General features: G+C 59.2%; 13 protein-coding genes. 8 read left to right on the top strand and 5 right to left on the bottom strand.

Annotated features, from left to right (window positions below; genetic code table 11):
* Positions 1 to 69: 69 nt before the first annotated feature.
* The 4 genes from argC to ACZO0A_RS01430 form a co-directional block, all read right to left on the bottom strand.
* On the bottom strand, positions 70 to 1011 hold the full coding sequence (argC, locus tag ACZO0A_RS01445) for an N-acetyl-gamma-glutamyl-phosphate reductase (protein ID WP_302375795.1): 942 nt from the start codon (positions 1009 to 1011) through the stop codon (positions 70 to 72).
* A gap of 163 nt (positions 1012 to 1174) precedes the next feature.
* On the bottom strand, positions 1175 to 2548 hold the full coding sequence (gene argH, locus ACZO0A_RS01440) for an argininosuccinate lyase (protein ID WP_308132289.1): 1374 nt from the start codon (positions 2546 to 2548) through the stop codon (positions 1175 to 1177).
* A 125-nt stretch (positions 2549 to 2673) separates the two neighbouring features.
* Positions 2674 to 3912: an argininosuccinate synthase gene (locus ACZO0A_RS01435; protein ID WP_294718976.1), complete on the bottom strand. Its 1239-nt coding sequence runs from the start codon at positions 3910 to 3912 to the stop codon at positions 2674 to 2676.
* A gap of 485 nt (positions 3913 to 4397) precedes the next feature.
* Positions 4398 to 4985, bottom strand: coding sequence for an NUDIX hydrolase (locus ACZO0A_RS01430; RefSeq protein WP_486845945.1), 588 nt, complete (start codon positions 4983 to 4985; stop codon positions 4398 to 4400).
* 368 nt (positions 4986 to 5353) lie between these two features.
* Here ACZO0A_RS01430 and ACZO0A_RS01425 point away from each other — a divergent pair, with 368 nt between their 5' ends.
* The 8 genes from ACZO0A_RS01425 to ACZO0A_RS01390 all read left to right on the top strand — a co-directional run bounded on the left by ACZO0A_RS01425 (position 5354) and on the right by ACZO0A_RS01390 (position 16721).
* Positions 5354 to 5914: a TetR/AcrR family transcriptional regulator gene (locus tag ACZO0A_RS01425; protein WP_215690558.1), complete on the top strand. Its 561-nt coding sequence runs from the start codon at positions 5354 to 5356 to the stop codon at positions 5912 to 5914.
* Positions 5915 to 6404: 490 nt separating this feature from the next.
* On the top strand, positions 6405 to 8180 hold the full coding sequence (locus tag ACZO0A_RS01420) for an oleate hydratase (RefSeq protein ID WP_308132291.1): 1776 nt from the start codon (positions 6405 to 6407) through the stop codon (positions 8178 to 8180).
* A 328-nt stretch (positions 8181 to 8508) separates the two neighbouring features.
* Positions 8509 to 9705 carry a hypothetical protein gene (locus tag ACZO0A_RS01415; protein ID WP_486845943.1) on the top strand — a complete coding sequence of 399 codons (1197 nt, stop codon included), beginning with the start codon at positions 8509 to 8511 and terminating at the stop codon, positions 9703 to 9705.
* Between the two features lie 425 nt (positions 9706 to 10130).
* Entirely contained in the window at positions 10131 to 11201 is a 1071-nt protein-coding gene (locus ACZO0A_RS01410; protein WP_215690552.1) for a branched-chain amino acid aminotransferase, read from the top strand.
* Between the two features lie 519 nt (positions 11202 to 11720).
* Positions 11721 to 12563: a sulfide/dihydroorotate dehydrogenase-like FAD/NAD-binding protein gene (locus ACZO0A_RS01405; protein ID WP_302375688.1), complete on the top strand. Its 843-nt coding sequence runs from the start codon at positions 11721 to 11723 to the stop codon at positions 12561 to 12563.
* A 2-nt stretch (positions 12564 to 12565) separates the two neighbouring features.
* On the top strand, positions 12566 to 13963 hold the full coding sequence (gltA, locus tag ACZO0A_RS01400; RefSeq protein WP_302375690.1) for an NADPH-dependent glutamate synthase: 1398 nt from the start codon (positions 12566 to 12568) through the stop codon (positions 13961 to 13963).
* A gap of 284 nt (positions 13964 to 14247) precedes the next feature.
* Positions 14248 to 15387, top strand: coding sequence for a metallophosphoesterase (locus ACZO0A_RS01395; protein WP_302375692.1), 1140 nt, complete (start codon positions 14248 to 14250; stop codon positions 15385 to 15387).
* Entirely contained in the window at positions 15384 to 16721 is a 1338-nt protein-coding gene (locus tag ACZO0A_RS01390; protein WP_302375694.1) for a sodium-dependent transporter, read from the top strand. The genes ACZO0A_RS01395 and ACZO0A_RS01390 overlap by 4 nt, the downstream gene beginning before the upstream one ends.
* Before the next feature lie 68 nt (positions 16722 to 16789).
* Here the strand turns inward: ACZO0A_RS01390 and ACZO0A_RS01385 are convergent, their stop codons facing one another.
* Positions 16790 to 19822: an AAA domain-containing protein gene (locus ACZO0A_RS01385; RefSeq protein ID WP_302375696.1), complete on the bottom strand. Its 3033-nt coding sequence runs from the start codon at positions 19820 to 19822 to the stop codon at positions 16790 to 16792.
* Between the last annotated feature and the right edge of the window lie 276 nt (positions 19823 to 20098).

Genomic DNA, 20098 nt, shown 5'->3' with positions numbered 1-20098 from the left:
CGCTAAGAGCCGCCTTCGGCGGTTGCGCTCCGACACGCGCCTGCGGGCGCAGCCCCTCGGGGGAAGCCTTTATCGCGCCAGCCCTTTCGTTTCCTCCAGCCCCAGCATCAGGTTCATGCACTGCACGGCCGCGCCCGAGCTGCCTTTGCCCAGGTTGTCAAACAGGCTGATGAGCTGCATCTGGGTCCCGGCCGGGTTGGCCAGGCAGAAGATTTCCAGCGTGTCTTTGCCCGCCAGCTTGTTGGCCGCCAAAAAGCCGCCGTCCGTGCCCTCGCACAGGGGGTGCACTTTGATCATCGGCTGCCCGGCATAATACTCGGCCAGCGCGGCGGCGGCCTGCAGGGCCGAAACGCCCAGTGCCGTCAGATCCAGCGGGATCATCGTCTCCATGCCCGCATAGTAATCCGCCACGACCGGCACAAAGTTGGGGGCCGTTTCCAGCCCGGTGATGGCCGCCATTTCGGGCAGGTGCTTATGGTGCAGCGCCAAGCCGTAGGGACGCGGGGCGTTCAGCGCTTCGTTCGTGCGCTCACCCTCGTATTCAGCAATCATCTTTTTACCGCCGCCGGAGTAGCCGGTCAAACTCGTCACACTTAGATGGGCGGTCTTGGGGAGGATCCCCAACTCCACCAGCGGGGCCACCGGCGTGATAAACCCGGTGGCGTGGCAGCCCGGCACAGCCACACGGGTGGCGGTTTTCAGCGCCTCGCGGGTGCCATGGAGCTCGGGCAGGCCGTAGAGCCAGCCGGGGGCTGTGCGGTGCGCTGTGCTGGTATCGAGAATGCGCACATCCTCGCGCAGCAGCGGTACGACCTCGCGGGCCGCATCGTCCGGCAGGCAGAGGAACGAGAGGTCGCTCTCATTGATGACCGCTGCCCGGGCGTGGACGTCCTTGCGGTCTGCCGCGGAGATTTTCAGAATTTCAAATTCGTCCCGCTCCGCCAGCCGATCCGCAATGCGCAGGCCGGTGGTACCGGAGGAACCATCCACGAAGATTTTGTACTTTCCCATACTTGCACCCCTTACCTTATAAAGGCTTCCCCTTGGGGGGAAGCAGCCGCCCGCAGGCGGCTGATGAGGGGCGAACCTGCCAATGCCGCCCGTTACCGGGTTGCTGCAAAAACGCCGCCCCTCATCCGGCCTTCGGCCACCTTCCCCCAGCGGGGGAAGGCTTTTACAGTTGCCCCTTCACCAGCGCAACCTGCTTCAGCACGCTCGCCTTGGTCGGGCCGCCGTAGCTGGTACGGCCCTCGCAGCAGGTGGTCAGGTCGATGGCGGTATACACGTCATCCTCAAACAGGTCGCTGTACTGCTTGAACTCGTCCAGCGTCAGTTCTTCCAGCGTCTTGCCCTCGCGGATGCAGGCGGCCACCATCGTACCGGTACACTTATAGGCATCGCGGAAGGGCATACCCTTCTTGGTCAGGTAGTCGGCGCAGTCGGTGGCGTTGATAAAGCCCTTGGCGGCGGCGCGGCGCATATTGGCGGGCAGCGGGGTCATGGTGGCCAGCATCGGCGTGACGGTGCGCAGGCAAAGCTCCAGCGTATCCACCGCATCAAAAATTGCCTCTTTGTCTTCCTGCATATCCTTGTCATAGGCCAGGGGGATGCCCTTCATCATGACCAGCAGCGTGTTCAGATCGCCGTAGACGCGGCCTGTTTTGCCGCGGATCAGCTCGGTCACATCGGGGTTTTTCTTCTGCGGCATGATGGACGAGCCGGTCGTAAACGCATCGTCCAGCTCAATGAACTTGAACTCCCAGCTGCACCACAGGATGATCTCCTCGCTCAGGCGGGAAAGGTGCATCATGCAGGTGGCCATGGCGCTGCACAGCTCAATGCAGAAATCGCGGTCGGACACGCCGTCGATGGAGTTGCCGCAGGGGGCTGCAAAGCCCAGCTGCTCCGCCGTGTAGAAGCGGTCCAGCGGGTAGGTCGTGCCCGCCAGTGCGCCGCTGCCCAGGGGGCACTCGGCGTCCATGCGCTTGGTGGCGTCCTGCAAACGGCCCAGATCGCGCAGCAGCATCCAGGCGTAGGCCATCAGCTGGTGGCCGAAGGTCACAGGCTGGGCGCGCTGCAAATGGGTGTAGCCGGGCATAACGTAGCCTGCACCCTTCTCGGCCTGGTCACAAAGCACGTTGATAAGCTCTTTGACCTGGCCCTGGATATGCTCGCTGGCGGCACGCAGGTTCAGCCGGATATCCAGCGCCACTTGGTCGTTGCGGCTGCGGCCGGTGTGCAGCCGCTTACCCGCATCGCCGACGCGGGCGGTCAGTGTCTGCTCGACGAAGGTATGCACATCCTCGGCGTTGGGGTCGATCTCCAGTGCGCCGCTGTGCAGATCCTCCAAAATAGAATGCAGACCTTTGTGAATATCGTCCACATCCTGTTGGGAGATGATGCCCTGTCTGCCCAGCATGGCCGAGTGGACAAGGCTGCCCTGAATATCCTGCTCGATCATCCGCGCGTCAAAGCGGATGGAAGAGTTAAAATCGTTTACGCGGCTGTCAACGGCCTTGCTGGCCCGGCCCTGCCAAAGTTGGGGCATACGTTTTTCCTCCGTTTTCTAAAGGCTTCCCCCTTGGGGGAAGCCTTTTTATCAGTAACGCCAAAACCGCCAAAGGGTGTCTACGCCCCTTGGCGGTTGCATATTAGGCGTTTGTTTACTTACTTTTATTCCTCGGTGGGCCAGTTCTTGGCCAGCTTGGCGCGCTCGGCAATGGGCAGGCCGAACAGGTTGATAAAGCCGTTGGCGTCTGCCTGATTGTAGTCCTCGTCCTCGCCGAAGGAGGCCGTCTGCTCATCGTACAGGGTGTACGGGCTGGTGACGCCGGCGTTGATCATGTTGCCCTTGTACAGCTTCAGGGTCACATCACCGGTGACGGTCTTCTGCAGGTCGTCGGTGAAGGCGCTGATGGCCTCGCGCAGCGGGGTGAACCACTGGCCGTTGTAGACCAGCTCGCCCATCTTCTGGGCCAGCTGTGCCTTGAAGTGCATGGACTCCTTATCCAGGGTGATGGTCTCCAGGACATCGTGGGCCTTGTACAGGATGGCACCGCCGGGGGTCTCATAGACGCCGCGGCTCTTCATGCCGACCAGACGGTTCTCGACAATATCCAGCAGGCCGATGCCGTTCGCGCCGCCCAGCTTGTTCAGGTACTCGACCAACTCAACGCTCTCCATCTCCTTGCCGTCCACGGCGGTGGGGATGCCCTTCTCGAAGTGGATCTTGACGTAGGTCGGCTTATCGGGGGCCTGCTCGGGGGAAACGCCCAGCTCCAGGAAGCCGGGCTTATTGTACTGCGGCTCCAGGGACGGCTTTTCAAGGTCAAGACCCTCATGGCTCAGGTGCCACAGGTTCTTATCCTTGGAATAGTTCGTCTCACGGTTGATTTTCAGGGGAATGTTATGGGCCTCGGCGTAGTCGATCTCCTCGTCACGGCTCTTGATGCTCCACTCACGCCAAGGGGCGATGATGGCCATATCGGGGGCCAGGGCCTTGAGGGTCAGCTCAAAACGGACCTGGTCGTTGCCCTTGCCGGTGCAGCCGTGGCAGATGGCGTCGGCGTTCTCCTTCTTGGCGATCTCCGCCAGGGCGGCGGCGATGCAGGGACGCGCATGGGAGGTACCCAGCAGGTAATCCTCATACTTGGCGTCAGCCTTCAGGCAGGGCCAGATGTAGTTTTCGACGTAGTCCTTCTTGAGATCCAGGACGTACAGCTTGGAAGCGCCGGTCTTGATGGCCTTCTCTTCCAGGCCGTCCAGCTCGGTGCCCTGGCCGACGTCACCGGAGACAGCGACGACTTCGCAGTTGTTGTAGTTTTCCTTCAGCCAGGGAATGATGATGGAGGTGTCCAGACCGCCGGAGTATGCCAGAACTACCTTTTTGATATCTTTCTTATCCTTTTTCATGATGAAATTCCCCTCTCCGTATTTGTCAAGACCCGCAGGGTGCTGTTGCTTGCTGTGTGTCTTGAATATTTATTCATTCATCGCTGTATATTATACACTCTTTTATACATTTTGCAAGGGGCAAACCTGCCAAAGGATTTTCTATTTTTAGCTTTGTTTTAGGCAGGTTGCCGAATAGTTATACATTTATGCAGGGGATGCTTGCAAAAATATACAGGCGTGTATGTATACGCAGCGCCGCTAGGGGTATTATAGCATGGTTTTCCCAGGTAAGCAACACAAAATTGCGCGTTTTGCAACACAGGTGGTGTCAACGGAAAAGTCCCCCTGCCTTCCCCTGCGGGGCTGCGCCCGCAGGCGCGTGTCGGAGCGCAACCGCCGCAGGCGGCTCTTAGCGCGTAGACTGAAGGCGGCCCGCAGGCCGGATGAGGGGCGCGTTCGGTCAACCGTCCCGCAAAGACGCAGTCAGACAAGGCCGCCCCTCATCAGTCCGCTTCGCGGCCAGCTTCTCCCAGGGAAAAAGCCTTTTGGACAAACTCTTTCACCATCCCCAGCTCCTCCGGAAAGATGCAGTTCGGTATCGTCCCCTCGTCCACGGCGCGGATGGCCTCGTCCAAATCGAACCACTTCACATAGTCGATCTCCGACTTCTGCACGTTGAAATCCTCGGCCTCTTTATCCAGCCACAAACAGAACACCTTGCTGACCTGGTTGTCCTTAAACGGCTTACCGTGGAACTCCGCCTCAAAACGGAACCGCCGCAGGCCGCACTCGTGCAAATCTTCAGCGCGGGCATCAACGCCCAGTTCCTCCCGCAGTTCCCGCAGGGCCGAGCCGACAAACTCATCCCCCGCCGGGATATGCCCGGCCGAGGAGATATCGTAGCACCCTGGGTAGGAATCCTTGGCCGCACAGCGCATCTGCAAAAGCACCTGCACGCGGCCCGCTTTGCGCCGCACGATCCACACATGGCTGGTGCGGTGGCGCAGCCCCTCGGCATGGGCAACGGTGCGCGGCACGCTCCGGCCGGTGGGTACGCCGTTTTCGTCAACAATATCCAGCATTTCAGGCATGGGGTACACTTCCTTTTTTAATTCAATACTACCGTTATACCACATTTTTGCGGCTGCGTCAGCAATTTTTTCTTGCGCCGCCCGCGTTTTCATGGTATGCTGTTTTAGTCAAGAAAAATTTTATACTTAGTCTGTTATTTAACAAACAAAGGAGTACCCGATGAACCAGAATCCACCGCCGTCGGCGTCATTGTGGCACTGCTCATCAACTACCTTCTCCCCCGGGAGCGGGTCACCGCCCTGTATAAAAAGGCTGCGGGGTTTAAAAATTCATAATCTTCCTATATAATGTAAAGCAGCTTCCGTAGGGGGGCGGCGTCCCCGACGCCCCGCGTCCGCCGTACCGCATTATATAAAAGGAGACTTCCATGTCCCAAATGACCAAACGTGCGCTCGTTGCGTCGCTGAAAGACCTGCTGGCCGAGAAGCCGCTGGACAAGATCACCGTCACCGACCTGACCGAGCACTGCGGCGTCAACCGCATGACGTTCTACTACCATTTTAAGGATATCTACGACCTGGTCGAGTGGGCCTGCATCGAGAGCGCCACCCGTGCGCTGGCCGGGCAGAAAACCTACGACACCTGGCAGCAGGGCTTTTTGCAGATCTTGCAGGCCGTGCAGAAGGACAAAGTGTTCGTTACGAAAGTCTACCACTCCATCAGCCGCGAGCACATCGAAAACTACCTCTACCGCCTGACCTACGATTTAATGTTCGGCGTCGTCGAGGAGAAAGCCGCCGGGATGACCGTGCGCCCCGAGGACAAGGAGTTCATTGCGAACTTTTACAAGTACGCCTTCGTCGGCCTGACGCTGGAATGGGTCCGCACCGGCATGAAGGACGACCCCGCCGCCCTGGTGGAGCGGGTGTCTGTGCTGATCCACGGGGATATCACCAAGAGCCTGGAAACGTGCAGAATCGATAAATAGTTTTCATTGCCACCTCAAACGCGCCGCCTTGTAGGGGCCGGGTATGCCCGGCCCGCAAGTTTATGGCCGCATCCCCATTTTTCAATGGATTTGCAGGGAAGGGTTGCGGGGTTGCGAGCGCGGGGCCACGGTTGAGCGAAGCGAAACTGGGGAGCGAGCAATGTTTGCCCCTGCGGGGCAAACAACCGCACGAGCGGGTTCGCGAAGCGAACTGGCGGCGCTCGTTGTGCGCCGCCAAGCGTTGACCCCTCCGCGGGGCGTCGAGGACGCCGCCCCCTACAAAGCCGCGTTTTAACATTTTTTTCAAAATCTATACAATCCCTCCCCTTTGATAAAATTCTTATCAAAGGGGATTTTTTGCTGATTGTAACCGGTGCACCTACCGGGTATACTAAGGCCATACCAAACAACCAACGGCACGCGGGCAGGCCGATGACGAGCATCGGCCCCTGCACCCACCCCCGCCGTATACACTTACAGGAGGTACGTTATGTATTATTCCAGCGGTAACTATGAAGCCTTTGCCACCCCCAAAAAGCCCGCCAACGTTGACGGCAAATCGGCCTATCTCGTCGGTTCCGGCCTGGCGGCGCTGTCCGCGGCCTGCTACCTAGTGCGCGATGCCCAGATGAAGGGCGAGCATGTCCATATTCTGGAGAAGGACCCCATCCCCGGCGGTGCCTGCGACGGCTACAAATATCAGGACATCGGCTATGTCATGCGCGGCGGCCGTGAGATGGACAACCACTTTGAGTGTATGTGGGATCTGTTCCGCTCCATCCCCTCCATCGAGGACGAGAACCACACCGTTCTGGATGAGTACTACTGGCTGAACAAGGCTGACCCCAACTACAGCCTCTGCCGCGCCACCCGCAACCGCGGCGAGGATGCCCACACCGACGGCAAGTTCGGTCTGTCCGACAAGGCCGCCATGGAGATCATGAACCTGTTCATGTCCCCCGATGAGAAGCTGTACGACAAGAAGATCACCGACTTCTTCGACGACGAAGTCCTGAACTCCAACTTCTGGATGTACTGGCGCACGATGTTCGCCTTTGAGAACTGGCACAGCGCGCTGGAGATGAAGCGCTATCTGCAGCGCTACATCCACCACATCGGCGGTCTGCCCGACTTTACGGCGCTGCGCTTCACCCGCTACAACCAGTATGAGTCGATGATCCTGCCCATGGTCAAGTACCTGGAGGGCTTCGGCGTTCAGTTCCACTACGACACCAAGGTCACGAACATCGCCTTCGACTGCGCCGGCGGCAAAAAGCAGGCCACCCGCATCGACATCCTCCACAACGGGCAGGAAGAGTCCATCGACCTGACCGAGAACGACCTCGTCTTTATCACGAACGGCGGCTGTGTCGAGAACTCGACCCTCGGCAGCCAGGATACCCCCGCCGAGTTCAAGCCCGAGCTGAAGGAGGGCGGCGGCTGGGACCTGTGGCGCAAGATCGCCGCGCAGGACCCGAGCTTCGGCCATCCCGACAAGTTCTGCTATGACCCCGAGCTGTCCAACTGGATGAGCGCCACCATCACGACGCTGGATCAGCGCATCGTGCCCTATATCAAGAAGATCTGCAAGCGCGACCCGTTCAGCGGCAAGGTCGTCACCGGCGGCATCGTCACGGTCACCGATTCCAACTGGCTGCTCAGCTGGACGCTGAACCGCCAGCAGCAGTTCCGCGACCAGCCCAAGGATCAGCTCTGCGTCTGGGTCTACGGCCTGTTCACCGACAAGCCGGGCGACTATATCAAGAAGCCGATGCGCGACTGCACCGGTAAGGAGATCTGCATGGAATGGCTCTACCACATCGGTGTGCCCGAGGACCAGATCGAGGATATGGCGACCAACAGCGCCAACACCGTGCCCTGCATGATGCCGTATATTGATGCGTTCTTTATGCCGCGCGCTGCCGGCGACCGCCCCGACATCGTACCCGAGGGCGCTGTGAACTTTGCGTTCCTGGGCCAGTTTGCCGAGACCGCCCGCGACACGATCTTCACGACCGAGTACTCCATCCGCACCGGCATGGAGGCTGTCTATACCCTGCTGGATGTAGACCGCGGCGTGCCCGAGGTCTGGGGCAGCGTCTATGACATCCGCTGCCTGCTGGACGCCACCGTCAAGCTGCGCGACGGCCGTAAGATCACCGACATGGAGATGCCGCTGGTCGGCAAGATCGCCATGAAGGAAGCGCTGAAGAAGATCGAGGGCACCGAGGTCGAGAAGCTGCTGAAGGAATACAACGTGATTTAAGCGGTCGACAATTTACAAATTGTTCATACCCATATCATAGTTTTTTAGCAGTTATCCTGTATCTTATAAGCACAGGGTCACGGAGCCGCAACCGATGATCCTGGAACATGATTCCTCCTCACACAAACCGATACCCCAAGCCCCCATCCGAAGCCGCAATCGGATGGGGGCGATTTTTGTGCATACAGCTTTCACAAAAAAAGTGGTGACAAACCACCGCCCCCTGTGCTATACTAAAGATTACAAATTGGTTAAAACAAGATTTTCCTACTGGGGCGCAGATGCAAGTGCGGTGTGCCCCGGCTTTGCCGTGTACTACCGGAGGTGCTTGACTACGCATTCTATCACGAACCGTATGCCCCGCCTGTTGGCTATGCTGTTTTTGCTGCTGGGGGTATTTTGTGCGGGGGCGCTGACCGTCCACGCCGACGACTACGATACCACCATCGACCGCCTTTCCCGCCTGCAGGCGCTGGCAAGGGATTTTTCAGCATCCCAGAGCGACACACCCGACCCCATTGAGCTGACGCTGGCCTACACCCGCACCGGCAGCTACAATACCACCATCTGGCAGCTGACCGCCGGTACCCGCGACCCGGAGTTTGAGAGCTATGTCAGCAGCAATGACCCTGACTTGGTGGCTTTACAGTCTGTAAACACCGTCACGCTGCCCAACGGCGAGAAGATCGACTTCGGGCACCTGCTGGCCTCGATGAACCTTGTCTACAACGGCATCCCCATCACCGGCAGCTGGGGCGGCGACTGCCAGGAAATGGCCAAGGCCTACGCGGGCCAGGCCAGCGACGCAGCGGGCTATGCCAGCGCCATGCGCGCCACCTTTAATATTGACGACGACGGCTCGACGAGTTATTTCGGCAACCAGGACCTGCGGGCCGACATGGACTCGGTGGTAGTCGGCTCCAAGGTGACGAAGGACACTGACCTGGCCGACGCGCTGCGCAGCTACTACGCCAACCTGACCGATTACGACCGTGCCAGGGAGTTTATCTCGCTGAGTTTTGGCACGGTGGATACCTCCAGCAGTGACTTTGCCGACGCCGTATACCGCGCCCTGATGGACGATTCCGGTATGCAGCTGCTGTTCTATATGAACGATATGTGGTCGGTGCAGGGCTGGGCCATCAAGGACGAGTATGCCCCCGCTGTGCGCGGCACCACCGACCTGTTTGCCGAGTATCTGTCCGGCGCGGTCAACGGCGAAAAGATCAAGAGCGACACGAACGACCGCCTGGTTGCCATGGGCGGGCAGGCGCTCTCCGATGCGCTGTCTGCCCTGGGCGACACCGACGCAGCCCAGGCAGCTTTGAGCGCAGCGGACAGCCTGACGAACAATGCCGAGTCGACGGTGTCGTCGGGTTCGGACGCCATTTCCACCGCGCGGGAGACCTTCCAGACGAAGTTTGACGTGAAGATTTTCCAGATGATTTTGCTGATCGTCGGCGGGCTGGCAGCGTTTATGCTGGTGTTCAGTCTGGTCATGTTCGCCCTGCGGCGCAGGGATTGAGATAGCGTATAGTTTTTAACGGGCGGCTTTCCCGGAAGGGGGAGGCCGCCTTTTTTTGCTGTTCACACCCTATTCACAATCCGTATATTTGCCACAACTTATCCACCGCGTATAGGGGTTATCCACCGTGGAAATGTTGAAAACTACGTGGAAACTGTGGAAAATCACTCCACTCGCAGCCGTTAAAAAGCGGAAAACCTGAAAAATCCACGATAATCAACCGTTTACTTTCCACAGTTTCAACTGTCACACTGTGGAAAACGGTGGAAAGCCGGGGAAAACTGTCCTTGCATTTTCCGCAACATAAAATTCACAAAATGTAAATAAGGGGTTGCACTTGCCACTTTACAGCGCTATAATAGGCTTAATCATCACCCGCACTGCTGTGCGGCGGTGCGCTTGAATATAAAGGGAGAGTGCGAAAAATGTTGGATATCAAAATCACCAAAACAACCCATCCGAAAGAAAAACCGCAGGACGAGTCCAAGCTCGGCTTTGGCAAAAAGTTCAGCGACCATATGTTCCTGATGGACTATACCGCAGGCGAAGGCTGGCATGATGCCCGCATCGTCCCCTATGGCCCGTGGGAGATGGACCCGGCTACCACCGTGTTCCACTATGCCCAGGAAATTTTTGAAGGCATGAAGGCCTACCGTACCGCCGAGGGCAAGATCCAGCTGTTCCGCCCCGAGTGCAACGCGAACCGTTTCAATGATTCTGCGGACCGTCTGGGCATGCCCCCCATCCCGCCGGAGGATTTCGTCCAGGCTGTCAAGGCACTGGTCGATGTTGACCGCGACTGGGTGCCCCATTCTGACGGTGCATCCCTTTACATCCGCCCCTTCTGCATCGCTACCGATGTGGGCCTGGGCGTCCACGCCGCCAAGCATTACCGCTTTGCCATCATCTGCGCACCTTCCGGTGCGTACTACGCCGAGGGTCTGGACCCTGTCCGCATCTATGTCGAGGATGAGTACATCCGCGCCGCCCCGGGCCTGACCGGCTTTACCAAGTGCGGCGGCAACTACGCTGCTTCTATCAAGGCTGGTGAGCTGGCTGAGGAGCGCGGCTTCTCCCAGGTCCTGTGGCTGGACGGTGTCGAGAAGAAGTACGTCGAGGAAGTCGGCTCCATGAACATCATGTTCAAGATAGACGGCGAGATTTACACCGCTCCCTGCGTGGGTACCGTTCTGCCCGGCGTCACCCGCCGCTCCATCATCGAGCTGCTGAAAGACTGGGGCTACAAAGTCCATGAGGAGCGCGTCGCCATTGCCGACATCATGAAGGCTGCCGACGAGGGCAAGCTGGAGGAGGTCTTTGGCACCGGCACAGCCGCGGTCGTTTCCCCTGTCAAGGAGCTGGACTGGGAGGGCAAGGTTGCCCACATCAGCGGCGGCAAGATCGGCGAGCTGACCCAGAAACTGTACGACACCCTGACCGGCATCCAGTGGGGCAAGCTGCCTGACACCAAGGGCTGGATCGTCCCGGTCGAATAATCCATATTCAGAAACAAATTAAAGAAACTTTCTTGCGCTTGCGGTTTACGATGCCGCAAGCGCTTTTTCTATGACATTTCTATGAACGATTGTGCAATATGCACAAAACAACTACCGCGCTTTACAGCACATTGTACAAGTACGCATCTTGCAAATTCGACAAAAAAGGTGTACTATAAGAGCATCGAAAGCGAGAGCTTCCGAGCGAAAAGTGAAGAAGAAGAATACCAGAGCGCCCTGCCGAATCCGTAGGGAGGGTATCACTTGTAGAGGGGTGGTTCCGTTCGCATTCAGGCGCCGGCGAGACGTTCTGTTTTTCTCCTTCTTTTTAAAAAAAACGAGACGGGGCAGTGGCCGTCTCGTTTTTTTGGTTTTTACAGCGGAAAGCCCCCTTTCCCCACCTGCACATTCCTGCTTTTTCTCTTCTCATTCTAACAGATATTTCATCTTTACATTTTCGCGGAAATACGCTACAATATAAATGTATAAATATAAAAACAAAGAGAAGGAGAGATCGCTTTGTTTACTATCATCAAACGGCGGGAGCTGAACCCCACCGTGACCGAACTCTGGATCCATGCGCCGCTCATCGCCAAAAAGGCGAAGGCCGGCCAGTTCATCATCGTCCGTGCCAAGGAAGATTCTGAGCGTATCCCCCTGACCATTGCCGGCTTTGACCGTGAGGCTGGCACCGTTTCCATCATTTTCCAGGTCGTCGGCGCAGGTACCATGCAGCTCAACTCCCTCAAAGAGGGCGAAGCTGTGCACGATTTTGTCGGCCCCTTGGGCAAGGCCACCGAGATCGAGGGCCTGAAAAACGTCTGCGTCGTCGGCGGCGGCGTGGGCTGCGCCATTGCGCTGCCCATTGCCCAGGCGCTGCACGAGCAGGGCACCAAGGTCACCGGCATTGTCGGCTTCCGCAACAAGGATCTTGTCATTCTCGAGGACGAGTTCCGCGCCTGCTGCGATGAGTTTATCATCATGACCGACGACGGCTCCTACGGCGAAAAGGGTGTTGTCACTGCGCCGCTGGACAAGAAAATCATCGAGGGCGCCAACTTTGACGAGGTCATTACTATCGGACCCCTGATCATGATGAAATTTGTCGTCAAGACGACCAAGCCCCACAATGTCAAGACCGTTGTGTCGATGAACCCCATTATGGTGGACGGCACCGGCATGTGCGGCGGCTGCCGCCTGACCGTGGGCGGGCAGACCAAGTTTGCCTGCGTGGACGGCCCCGACTTTGACGGCTTTGAGGTCGATTTTGACGAGGCTATGCACCGCGGCACGATGTACAAGCCCTTTGAGGCCCACGCCCGCGAGGCCGAGTGTAATTTGCTGAAGCAGGAGGTGCAGTAATTATGCCGAACATGGACCCGAAAAAGTGCCCCATGCCCAGCCAGGAGCCGAACGTCCGCAACAAAAACTTTAAAGAGGTCGCCCTTGGCTACACCGAGGAGATGGCCGTGAACGAGGCCAAGCGCTGCCTGCAGTGCAAGAACCACCCCTGCCGCAGCGGCTGCCCCGTTGAAATTGATATTCCCGGCTTCATCAAGCATGTGGCCGAGGGCGACTTTGAGGCCGCCTACAACGTCATTGCGCAGTCCAGCGCGCTGCCCGCCGTCTGCGGCCGTGTCTGCCCGCAGGAGCACCAGTGCGAAGGCAAGTGCGTCCGCGGCATCAAGGGCGAGGCCGTCGGCATTGGCCGCTTGGAGCGCTTTGTCGCCGACTGGTACCGCAACAACGTACATACCAAGCCCACCGCCCCCGCGCCCAATGGCCACAAGGTCGCTGTCATCGGCGCTGGCCCCTCCGGCTTGACCGTCGCGGGCGATCTGGCCAAGCTGGGCTACAAAGTCACCGTCTACGAGGCCCTGCACGTTGCGGGCGGCGTGTTGATGTACGGCATCCCCGAGTTCCGTCTGCCCAAGGACATCGTCCAGCACGAGGTCGAGGGCCTGAAGGAGCTGGGCGTGGACATCGAGACGAACATGGTCATCGGTAAAGTCCTGACCATTGACGAGCTGATGAACGACTACGGCTTTGAGGCCGTCTATGTTGCCTCCGGCGCCGGTCTGCCCCGCTTTATGGGCATCCCCGGCGAGAGCCTGAACGGTGTTTACTCTGCCAACGAGTACCTGACCCGCGTCAACCTGATGAAGGCGTACAAGGAGGATTCCCGCACGCCCATCATGAAGAGCAAGTCTGTCGCCGTCGTCGGCGGCGGCAATGTTGCCATGGACGCCGCCCGCTGCGCCAAGCGTCTGGGTGCCGAGAATGTCTACATCGTCTACCGCCGCGGCATGGCCGAGCTGCCTGCCCGTAAAGAAGAGGTCGAGCACGCCGAGGAGGAGGGCATCGTCTTTAAGACGCTGACGAACCCGACGGAGGTGCTGGGTGACGAGAACGGCTGGGTCAAGGGTATGACCTGCGTCGAAATGGAACTGGGTGAGCCGGACGCCTCCGGTCGCCGCCGCCCCCTCGTCAAGGAAGGCAGCGAGTTCGTTCTGGACGTTGATACGATGATCATGGCGCTGGGTACCAGCCCCAACCCGCTGATCCGCTCCACCACGCCGGGTCTGGACGCCGACAAGCACGGCTGCCTGATCACCAACGGTCCCGACGGCCTGACGAGCCGCCCGATGGTCTACGCCGGCGGCGACGCTGTCACCGGTGCCGCCACGGTCATTCTGGCCATGGGTGCCGGTAAAGAGGCTGCAAGAGCGATTGATGCGGCGATTAAGGCGAAGGAACAGTAAAAAGTAAAATTCAGCCCCCGTACCGCGAGGTGCGGGGGAATTTTTGTTAAAAAGGCTTCCCCGTGGGGCTGCGCCCGCAGGCGCGTGTCGGAGTGCAACCGCCGTAGGCGGCACTTGGCACGGAGACTGAAGCTGGCCGCGAAGCGGACTGATGAGGGGCGAACTTTGCCATACTATCCCCTGTATGGGTAATCACGGTATCTCCGCCCCTCATCCGTCTGCGGGCGGGACCGCAGACACCTTCCCCCAAGGGGGAAGGCATTCTCACAACAAAGGCTGACACCATGTATCATCCATTCTTTCAATTTGTCCTTCCCCGCTTGGGCCAGGCGGCGCTGGATATTTTGCTGTATCTCAACTTTTTACAGCTGCCGCCGTTGCAGCTTGTGGCCCAGTGGCCGGTGCTGTACTACGGCCTGCCGCTGGTGCTGATGGCGCTGCTGGCTTATATCAGCCGGGACCCGCTGGGCCTTGGCATCGTCTTTGTCGGGCATCTCGTCACCTTCTACTGCATCGGCACCGGCATCGGGCTGGTGCTGCGGCGTGTCGGCGGTGCGCCGCTGACTGTTTGGCATATTTTTTGGCTGGGCGGCATAACGCCGTGGCTGCTGACCGGGTTTATCATGTGGTGGGGCCGCCGCCGGGCGCTGCGGCTGTGTACCACAAAATATAACCTGACAACGCAGAAAGCCTTGCCCAATGGTCAGCTGCGTATCGTACAGATCAGCGACGTACACCCCCGGGCCTGCGCGGCCATGGACCGCACCCGCATCCCGGAACTGCGGGAGAAAGTCGCGGCCTGCCAGCCGGATCTGCTGGTGCTGACCGGCGACATCTTCGACGAGTACACCGAGAAAGAGGATTTCGACGCCTTCTGCCAGTTCTTCGGCGAGATCGATGCCCCCTTGGGCAAATACTATGTGCTGGGCAACCACGACCTGTTTCACCACTGGCGGGAGCCGAGTTTTGGCCGCGCCGAGCTGGAGCGCGCCTTTGCCGCAGCGGGTGTCCGCATTCTGGAGGACACCGCCATCACGCTGTCCTGCGGCGTGCGCATCGTAGGCCGCAAGGATCACCTATACACCAACGGCAGCCGCTTTACGGCTGCGCAGCTGATGCCCACCGGCCCGGACGACCGCTACACGGTCTGGCTTGACCACGAGCCGCGGGACTTTAAGAACGCCGCCGCAGCGGGGGCCGATCTGATCCTGAGCGGCCACACCCACGGCGGGCAGGTCTGGCCTGCGGGTGCGGTGGGCATGGCTGCCAAAAACGAGCGCAACTACGGCAGAAAACATATCACAGACCGCTGCGATGCCATCGTCAGCGGCGGCACCGGCACCTGGGGCTACAAGTTCCGCACCCAGGGCCGCACCGAGATCGTCTGCATAACCATCACGACCGAAAAGGAAACGAGCCAATGAACAAACGCGAGCGCCTGGGCAGCCGCCTGGGCTTTATCATGCTGTCCGCCGGGTGCGCCATCGGCTGCGGCAATGTATGGAAATTTCCCTGGATGTGCGGCCAGAACGGCGGCGGCAGCTTTATGCTGCTGTACATCCTCTGCCTTTTGGTGCTGGGCCTGCCCGCCATGGTCATGGAGCTGGCCGTGGGCCGCGCGGCGCAGGCAAGCCCCATTTATATGTACCAGCGGCTGGAAAAGCCCGGCCACAAGTGGGGCGTGTTCGGCGTATTCAGCCTGATTGGCAACATTGCCATCATGGCGTTTTACACGGTCGTCACCGGCTGGATTTTGTACTATTTTGTCAAATTTCTGACTGGGGACAACGCCGATTTCGGCTTTGCGCAGATGCTCGCCGACCCGAAAGTCAACGTGACCTATCTGTTTGCGGTGGTCGTGGCGGCGTTCGTACTGCTCAGCTTCAACTTGCAGGGCGGGTTGGAACGCGTGACCAAGTACATGATGACAGCGCTGCTGGTGCTGATGCTGGTGCTGGCCATCCACAGCCTGACCTTTGCCGGAGCCGCCGAGGGGCTGCGGTTCTACCTTGTGCCGGATTTTTCCAAAATCGACGGCAGCGTCATCGTGGCGGCCATGAACCAGGCGTTTTTTTCGCTGTCCGTCGGCATGGGCGGCATGGCAATCTTCGGCAGCTACATCGGCAAGGAGCGCTCCCTCATGGGCGAGTCGCTGCACATCATCGCGCTGGACACCTTTGTGGCGGTGCTGGCGGGCATCATCATCTTCCCGGCCTGCTTCACCTACGGGCTGGAAGTCACTGCCGGGCCAAGCCTGCTGTTTGACACGATGGCCGGTGTTTTCAACAACATGGCCGGGGGCCGCTGGTGGGGCGCACTGTTCTTTCTGTTCATGGTGTTTGCGGCGCTGTCTACCGTGCTGGGCGTCTGCGAGAACATCCTGGCCATGGTGCGCGAGCTGACCGGCTGGACACGCCCGAAAGGCTGTGTGGTCTGCGGCGCGGGCATCTTTCTGTTGGCGCTGACGACAGCGCTGGGGTACAGCGTACTGCACTTCCAGCCTTTTGCGCCGGGCAGCGCATGGCTGGATTTCTGGGATTTCATCGTCAGCAACAACGTTCTGCCGCTGGGAACGCTGGTTTTAGCTCTCTTCTGCTGCAACCGCTTCGGCTGGGGCTGGGAGAATTTTGTAAACGAGGCCAACACCGGCAAAGGGCTGAAAGTGCAGCCCTGGATGAAACCTGTGTTCCGGTATTTTGTGCCCTGTGCCATTGCGTTTATTTATGTGTACGGCATGGTCACGTTTCATTGGCGGTAAGCCGCAGCAAAAAAGACCTGCGTCCTGATGGGATGCAGGTCTTTTTTGTGCAGGGCTGGGGGCGGGCGTTACGGCACTTTCCTGAAGTAATTTATCAAAATACTTTTAATATAATTATACCGTCTCGCATAGCTGTTCTCCACGCGGATCAGCTCAAACCCGTGCTCACGGCAGATCTGCTCCTTCTTGCGGTCACGGCGCTGGACGGCGGGGTCGTCGCGGTGCTCGCGGCCGTCCAGCTCAATGGCTAGGATCGGCATCAGGCGGCGGCCCTCCCGCTGGTAGACGACAAAATCAAACCGCCCGGTGTAAAACAGATCTGTGTAGCTGGGGTTATTCTCAAACACCTGGGCAATGGGGACTTCCTTGCGCACGGTGCAGCGGCTGCCGTCCAGGAAAGCGTTGTCCAGCGCGTGGTTCAGGTTCTCCAAAAAGGCGTCCTCGGTCCTGGTGCTGTACGGCTTGATGCCCAGTGCCCGGCTGGCGGCGGGCTTCTCGGTCACGTCAGACACGCCGTTGGTGCGCACGTACTGCACCAACTCGTAGATATCATCATCCACCGCGCCCGCGTGCAGGCGGTCCAGTTCCTTCTGGCTGGACAGGATGACAAGCTGATCCCGCGCACGGGAGGTCGCCACGTTGATAAGCTCCTTGTTGGTTTTCAGCCAGGCGTAGGTCTTTTCCCGGGTCTGGTCGGTCAGCGCCAGTGAGAAGATGACCACATCCTTCTCGTCGCCCTGGAATGCGTGTACTGTGCCGCAGCTGGCGTTGTCGTAGTGGTTGGCCCGCAGCATCGCCTCAATGGCGGCACGCTGCCGCGCAAACGGCGTGATGATGCCCACCTGCTTATCCGGGTGGCGGCTCAAGTAGGCGTCGATGCGGCGCACCTCCTGCGGGGCAGTGTTGCGCTCGTCGGTGGTGTTGTCGGGCACATCCACATAGACCAGCGGCTCGGGGTTGTGCTCCTGGCTGGCAATGTGCAGCTTGTGGTTGTAGTATTTGCGGTTGTTGAACTCAATGATGCGCGGGCTGCACCGGTAGTGGTAGCTTAACAGCGTCTCGTCACTGACGGCGTCGCAGGCCAGGAAACACTTGTAAATCGAGTTTTCGATGTAGTCGTATTCCTCGGTCACGCTGTACTTGCGGCGCAGGGCCTTGTTGTCGGCGGGGTCCAGCAGAATAACCGGGGAAAGCTGCTGCGGGTCGCCGACAAGCATCAGCGACCGGCCGCGCAGAATCGGCACCAGCGACATGGCCGTGTTGCACTGGCTGGCTTCGTCCATAATGACCATATCAAAGCTCGGCTCGGGGTCGCCCAGGCGGTGGGCGGAGATACAGGTCGTTGCCACGATGGGGAAAACGCGCAGCAGCTTTTTCAGGTTTTCCGGCTCGGAGATGTACTTGTTGAAAGTCGCTGCCTTCTCCTTATCGTTGTCGGCGCTGCGGACAATCTCCATCAAATCCTCATATTTCGGTTCGGCCAGGCGGCGGATGTACTGCACCGACGTGTAGTAGAGGTAGCGCAAAAGTTCGCCCTCGTTGCGGTCCAGCAGGGCCATGGCGTCGGCGGTGTCAATATCGCCGTAGACGGCCAGCTCGCGGTTGACTTGGGGCAGCTGCCCGGCCTCCAGCTCAAAGCGGAAGTTCATCTGGCTGCGGGCTTCCAGCAGGCGCTCGATGGTCTCCTTGCGCTCCCGCAGGTCAAGCACCCGCTCATAGCGTTCCAGCAGCTCGGTCAGCTGTTTGGCGCGGGCTGTGCGGTCGGCGTGGTTTTTGTCCAGCAGCTTTTCCGGCACCGGGAGCTGGATGCACTGGTCATACAATTTGGCGATGGTCCGCAGCGCTTCGGCGGTCTTTTCGGCGTTGCCAAGCCGCAGAATCGGGAAGGGCACCGTATGGCCGTGGTAGTCGATCTGCTGCAATTTTTCCACCACGCCGTCAATCGGGTGATTGTTGTAACTGGCAAAAAGCACCGTGCGCTCGTTGAAAAACGCCGTAGTCAGCGTGTTGACGATGGTGTTGGTCTTGCCGGTGCCCGGCGGCCCCTGCACATAGGCCAGGGGATAGCGCATGGCATTGTTGATGGCAAGCAGCTGGTCCAGGTTGACTTTGTTGTTCAGCAGCGCCAGCGGGTAGGATTTGCGGCGTCGGGGCCGGGCCGTCATCTCGCCAAAGAAAGCCCGCAGCGGTGCGGTGACCGTCTCGCCGGAGGGATCCTCGAACATATTGAGGATGCCGCGGTACTCGTGCTCCAAATCCACCGGGCAGTCGCGCCCAATGGCGATCAGGTAGGGCATATCGTCCACGCCGCGCACCTGCGGGTTGCCCCGGGTGATACGATCCTTGATGGTCTCCTGATTTTTGTAAAAGTCGTCCAGCAGCGCGTGGTCGTCGGCGTCCAGAAATTGATGGATGCTCAGCTTTGCGCCGTTGATGGTGAACTCCCGGCAGATGACCGGGTCGGCGTCGGCCCGCAGCGTGCGGCGGCGCACATCCAGCCGCAGCGGGCGATAAGCCAGCACATACAGCCCTTTGTTGGTGTTTATGCTGATAAGGTTCAGCCCCAGCTGCGGCAGACTGGGCCGGGCGGCGTTCTGCCTGCGGTCATCCACCCGGCGCTGGAACCGCTGCACCAGCTCCCGGAACTGGTCGTCCCCCAGCTCGATGGCGTCCTCGGTCCCCTCGTCAAATCGATCCGCGTCGATGGCGTGGACGAGGCTGTAATTGGTCTGGTAGGGCGTGGCATCCAGCCGGTTGCAGGCGGCCAGGTAGTCCAGCACCCGCAGATTGGCCGAGTTTGCGAACAGCGCTGTGTATTTGCCGGGATTATCCCGGATATCGGCAACGAGGGTCTCATTCACCGGGCACCAGGAGCCGTCCACAACTTCGGCTGCCTGGATGCGGTCAATGTGGATGGTCAGGTCCTGGACGGTCAGCAGTTTCAGGTGCAGGCCGTCCACCGTCAGCGTGCGGGTGCGGGGGTTCAGCCCCTTGACGGCGACCCAGTATTTTGTCTGCTGGGTCTGCTGGTTTTTGTACTCGATGCTGAGCCACTTGCCCTCATGGATGGCGCGGAAAATGCTGCGTGTGACGTTGTTCATCTTCCGCTCCTTTCCGCTGTGATGGCAAAATTTTACATTGTTATTGCTATTATAACATCACACCCGCACCGGGGCAACTGTTTTGCCGAAACAAACGCGGCTGATCGGCACAGGCGACGCATATCCTGGTATGATGTGGTTTGCAAAGGCTGCAGGGCGGCCAGTCCCCTGGCCGCCGTAAAGTTTCTTCTATTTTTTGTCAAATCATGCAGCTGCCTTTCTTGACTGTATCGGCGTCCGATGCTACAATAAATATTATTTTCCCAAAGTGTTACT

The organism is Gemmiger sp. (genome assembly GCF_057431175.1).
Note: the sequence above shows the minus strand (reverse complement) of the source record. Positions and strands in the feature narration are given on the sequence as shown.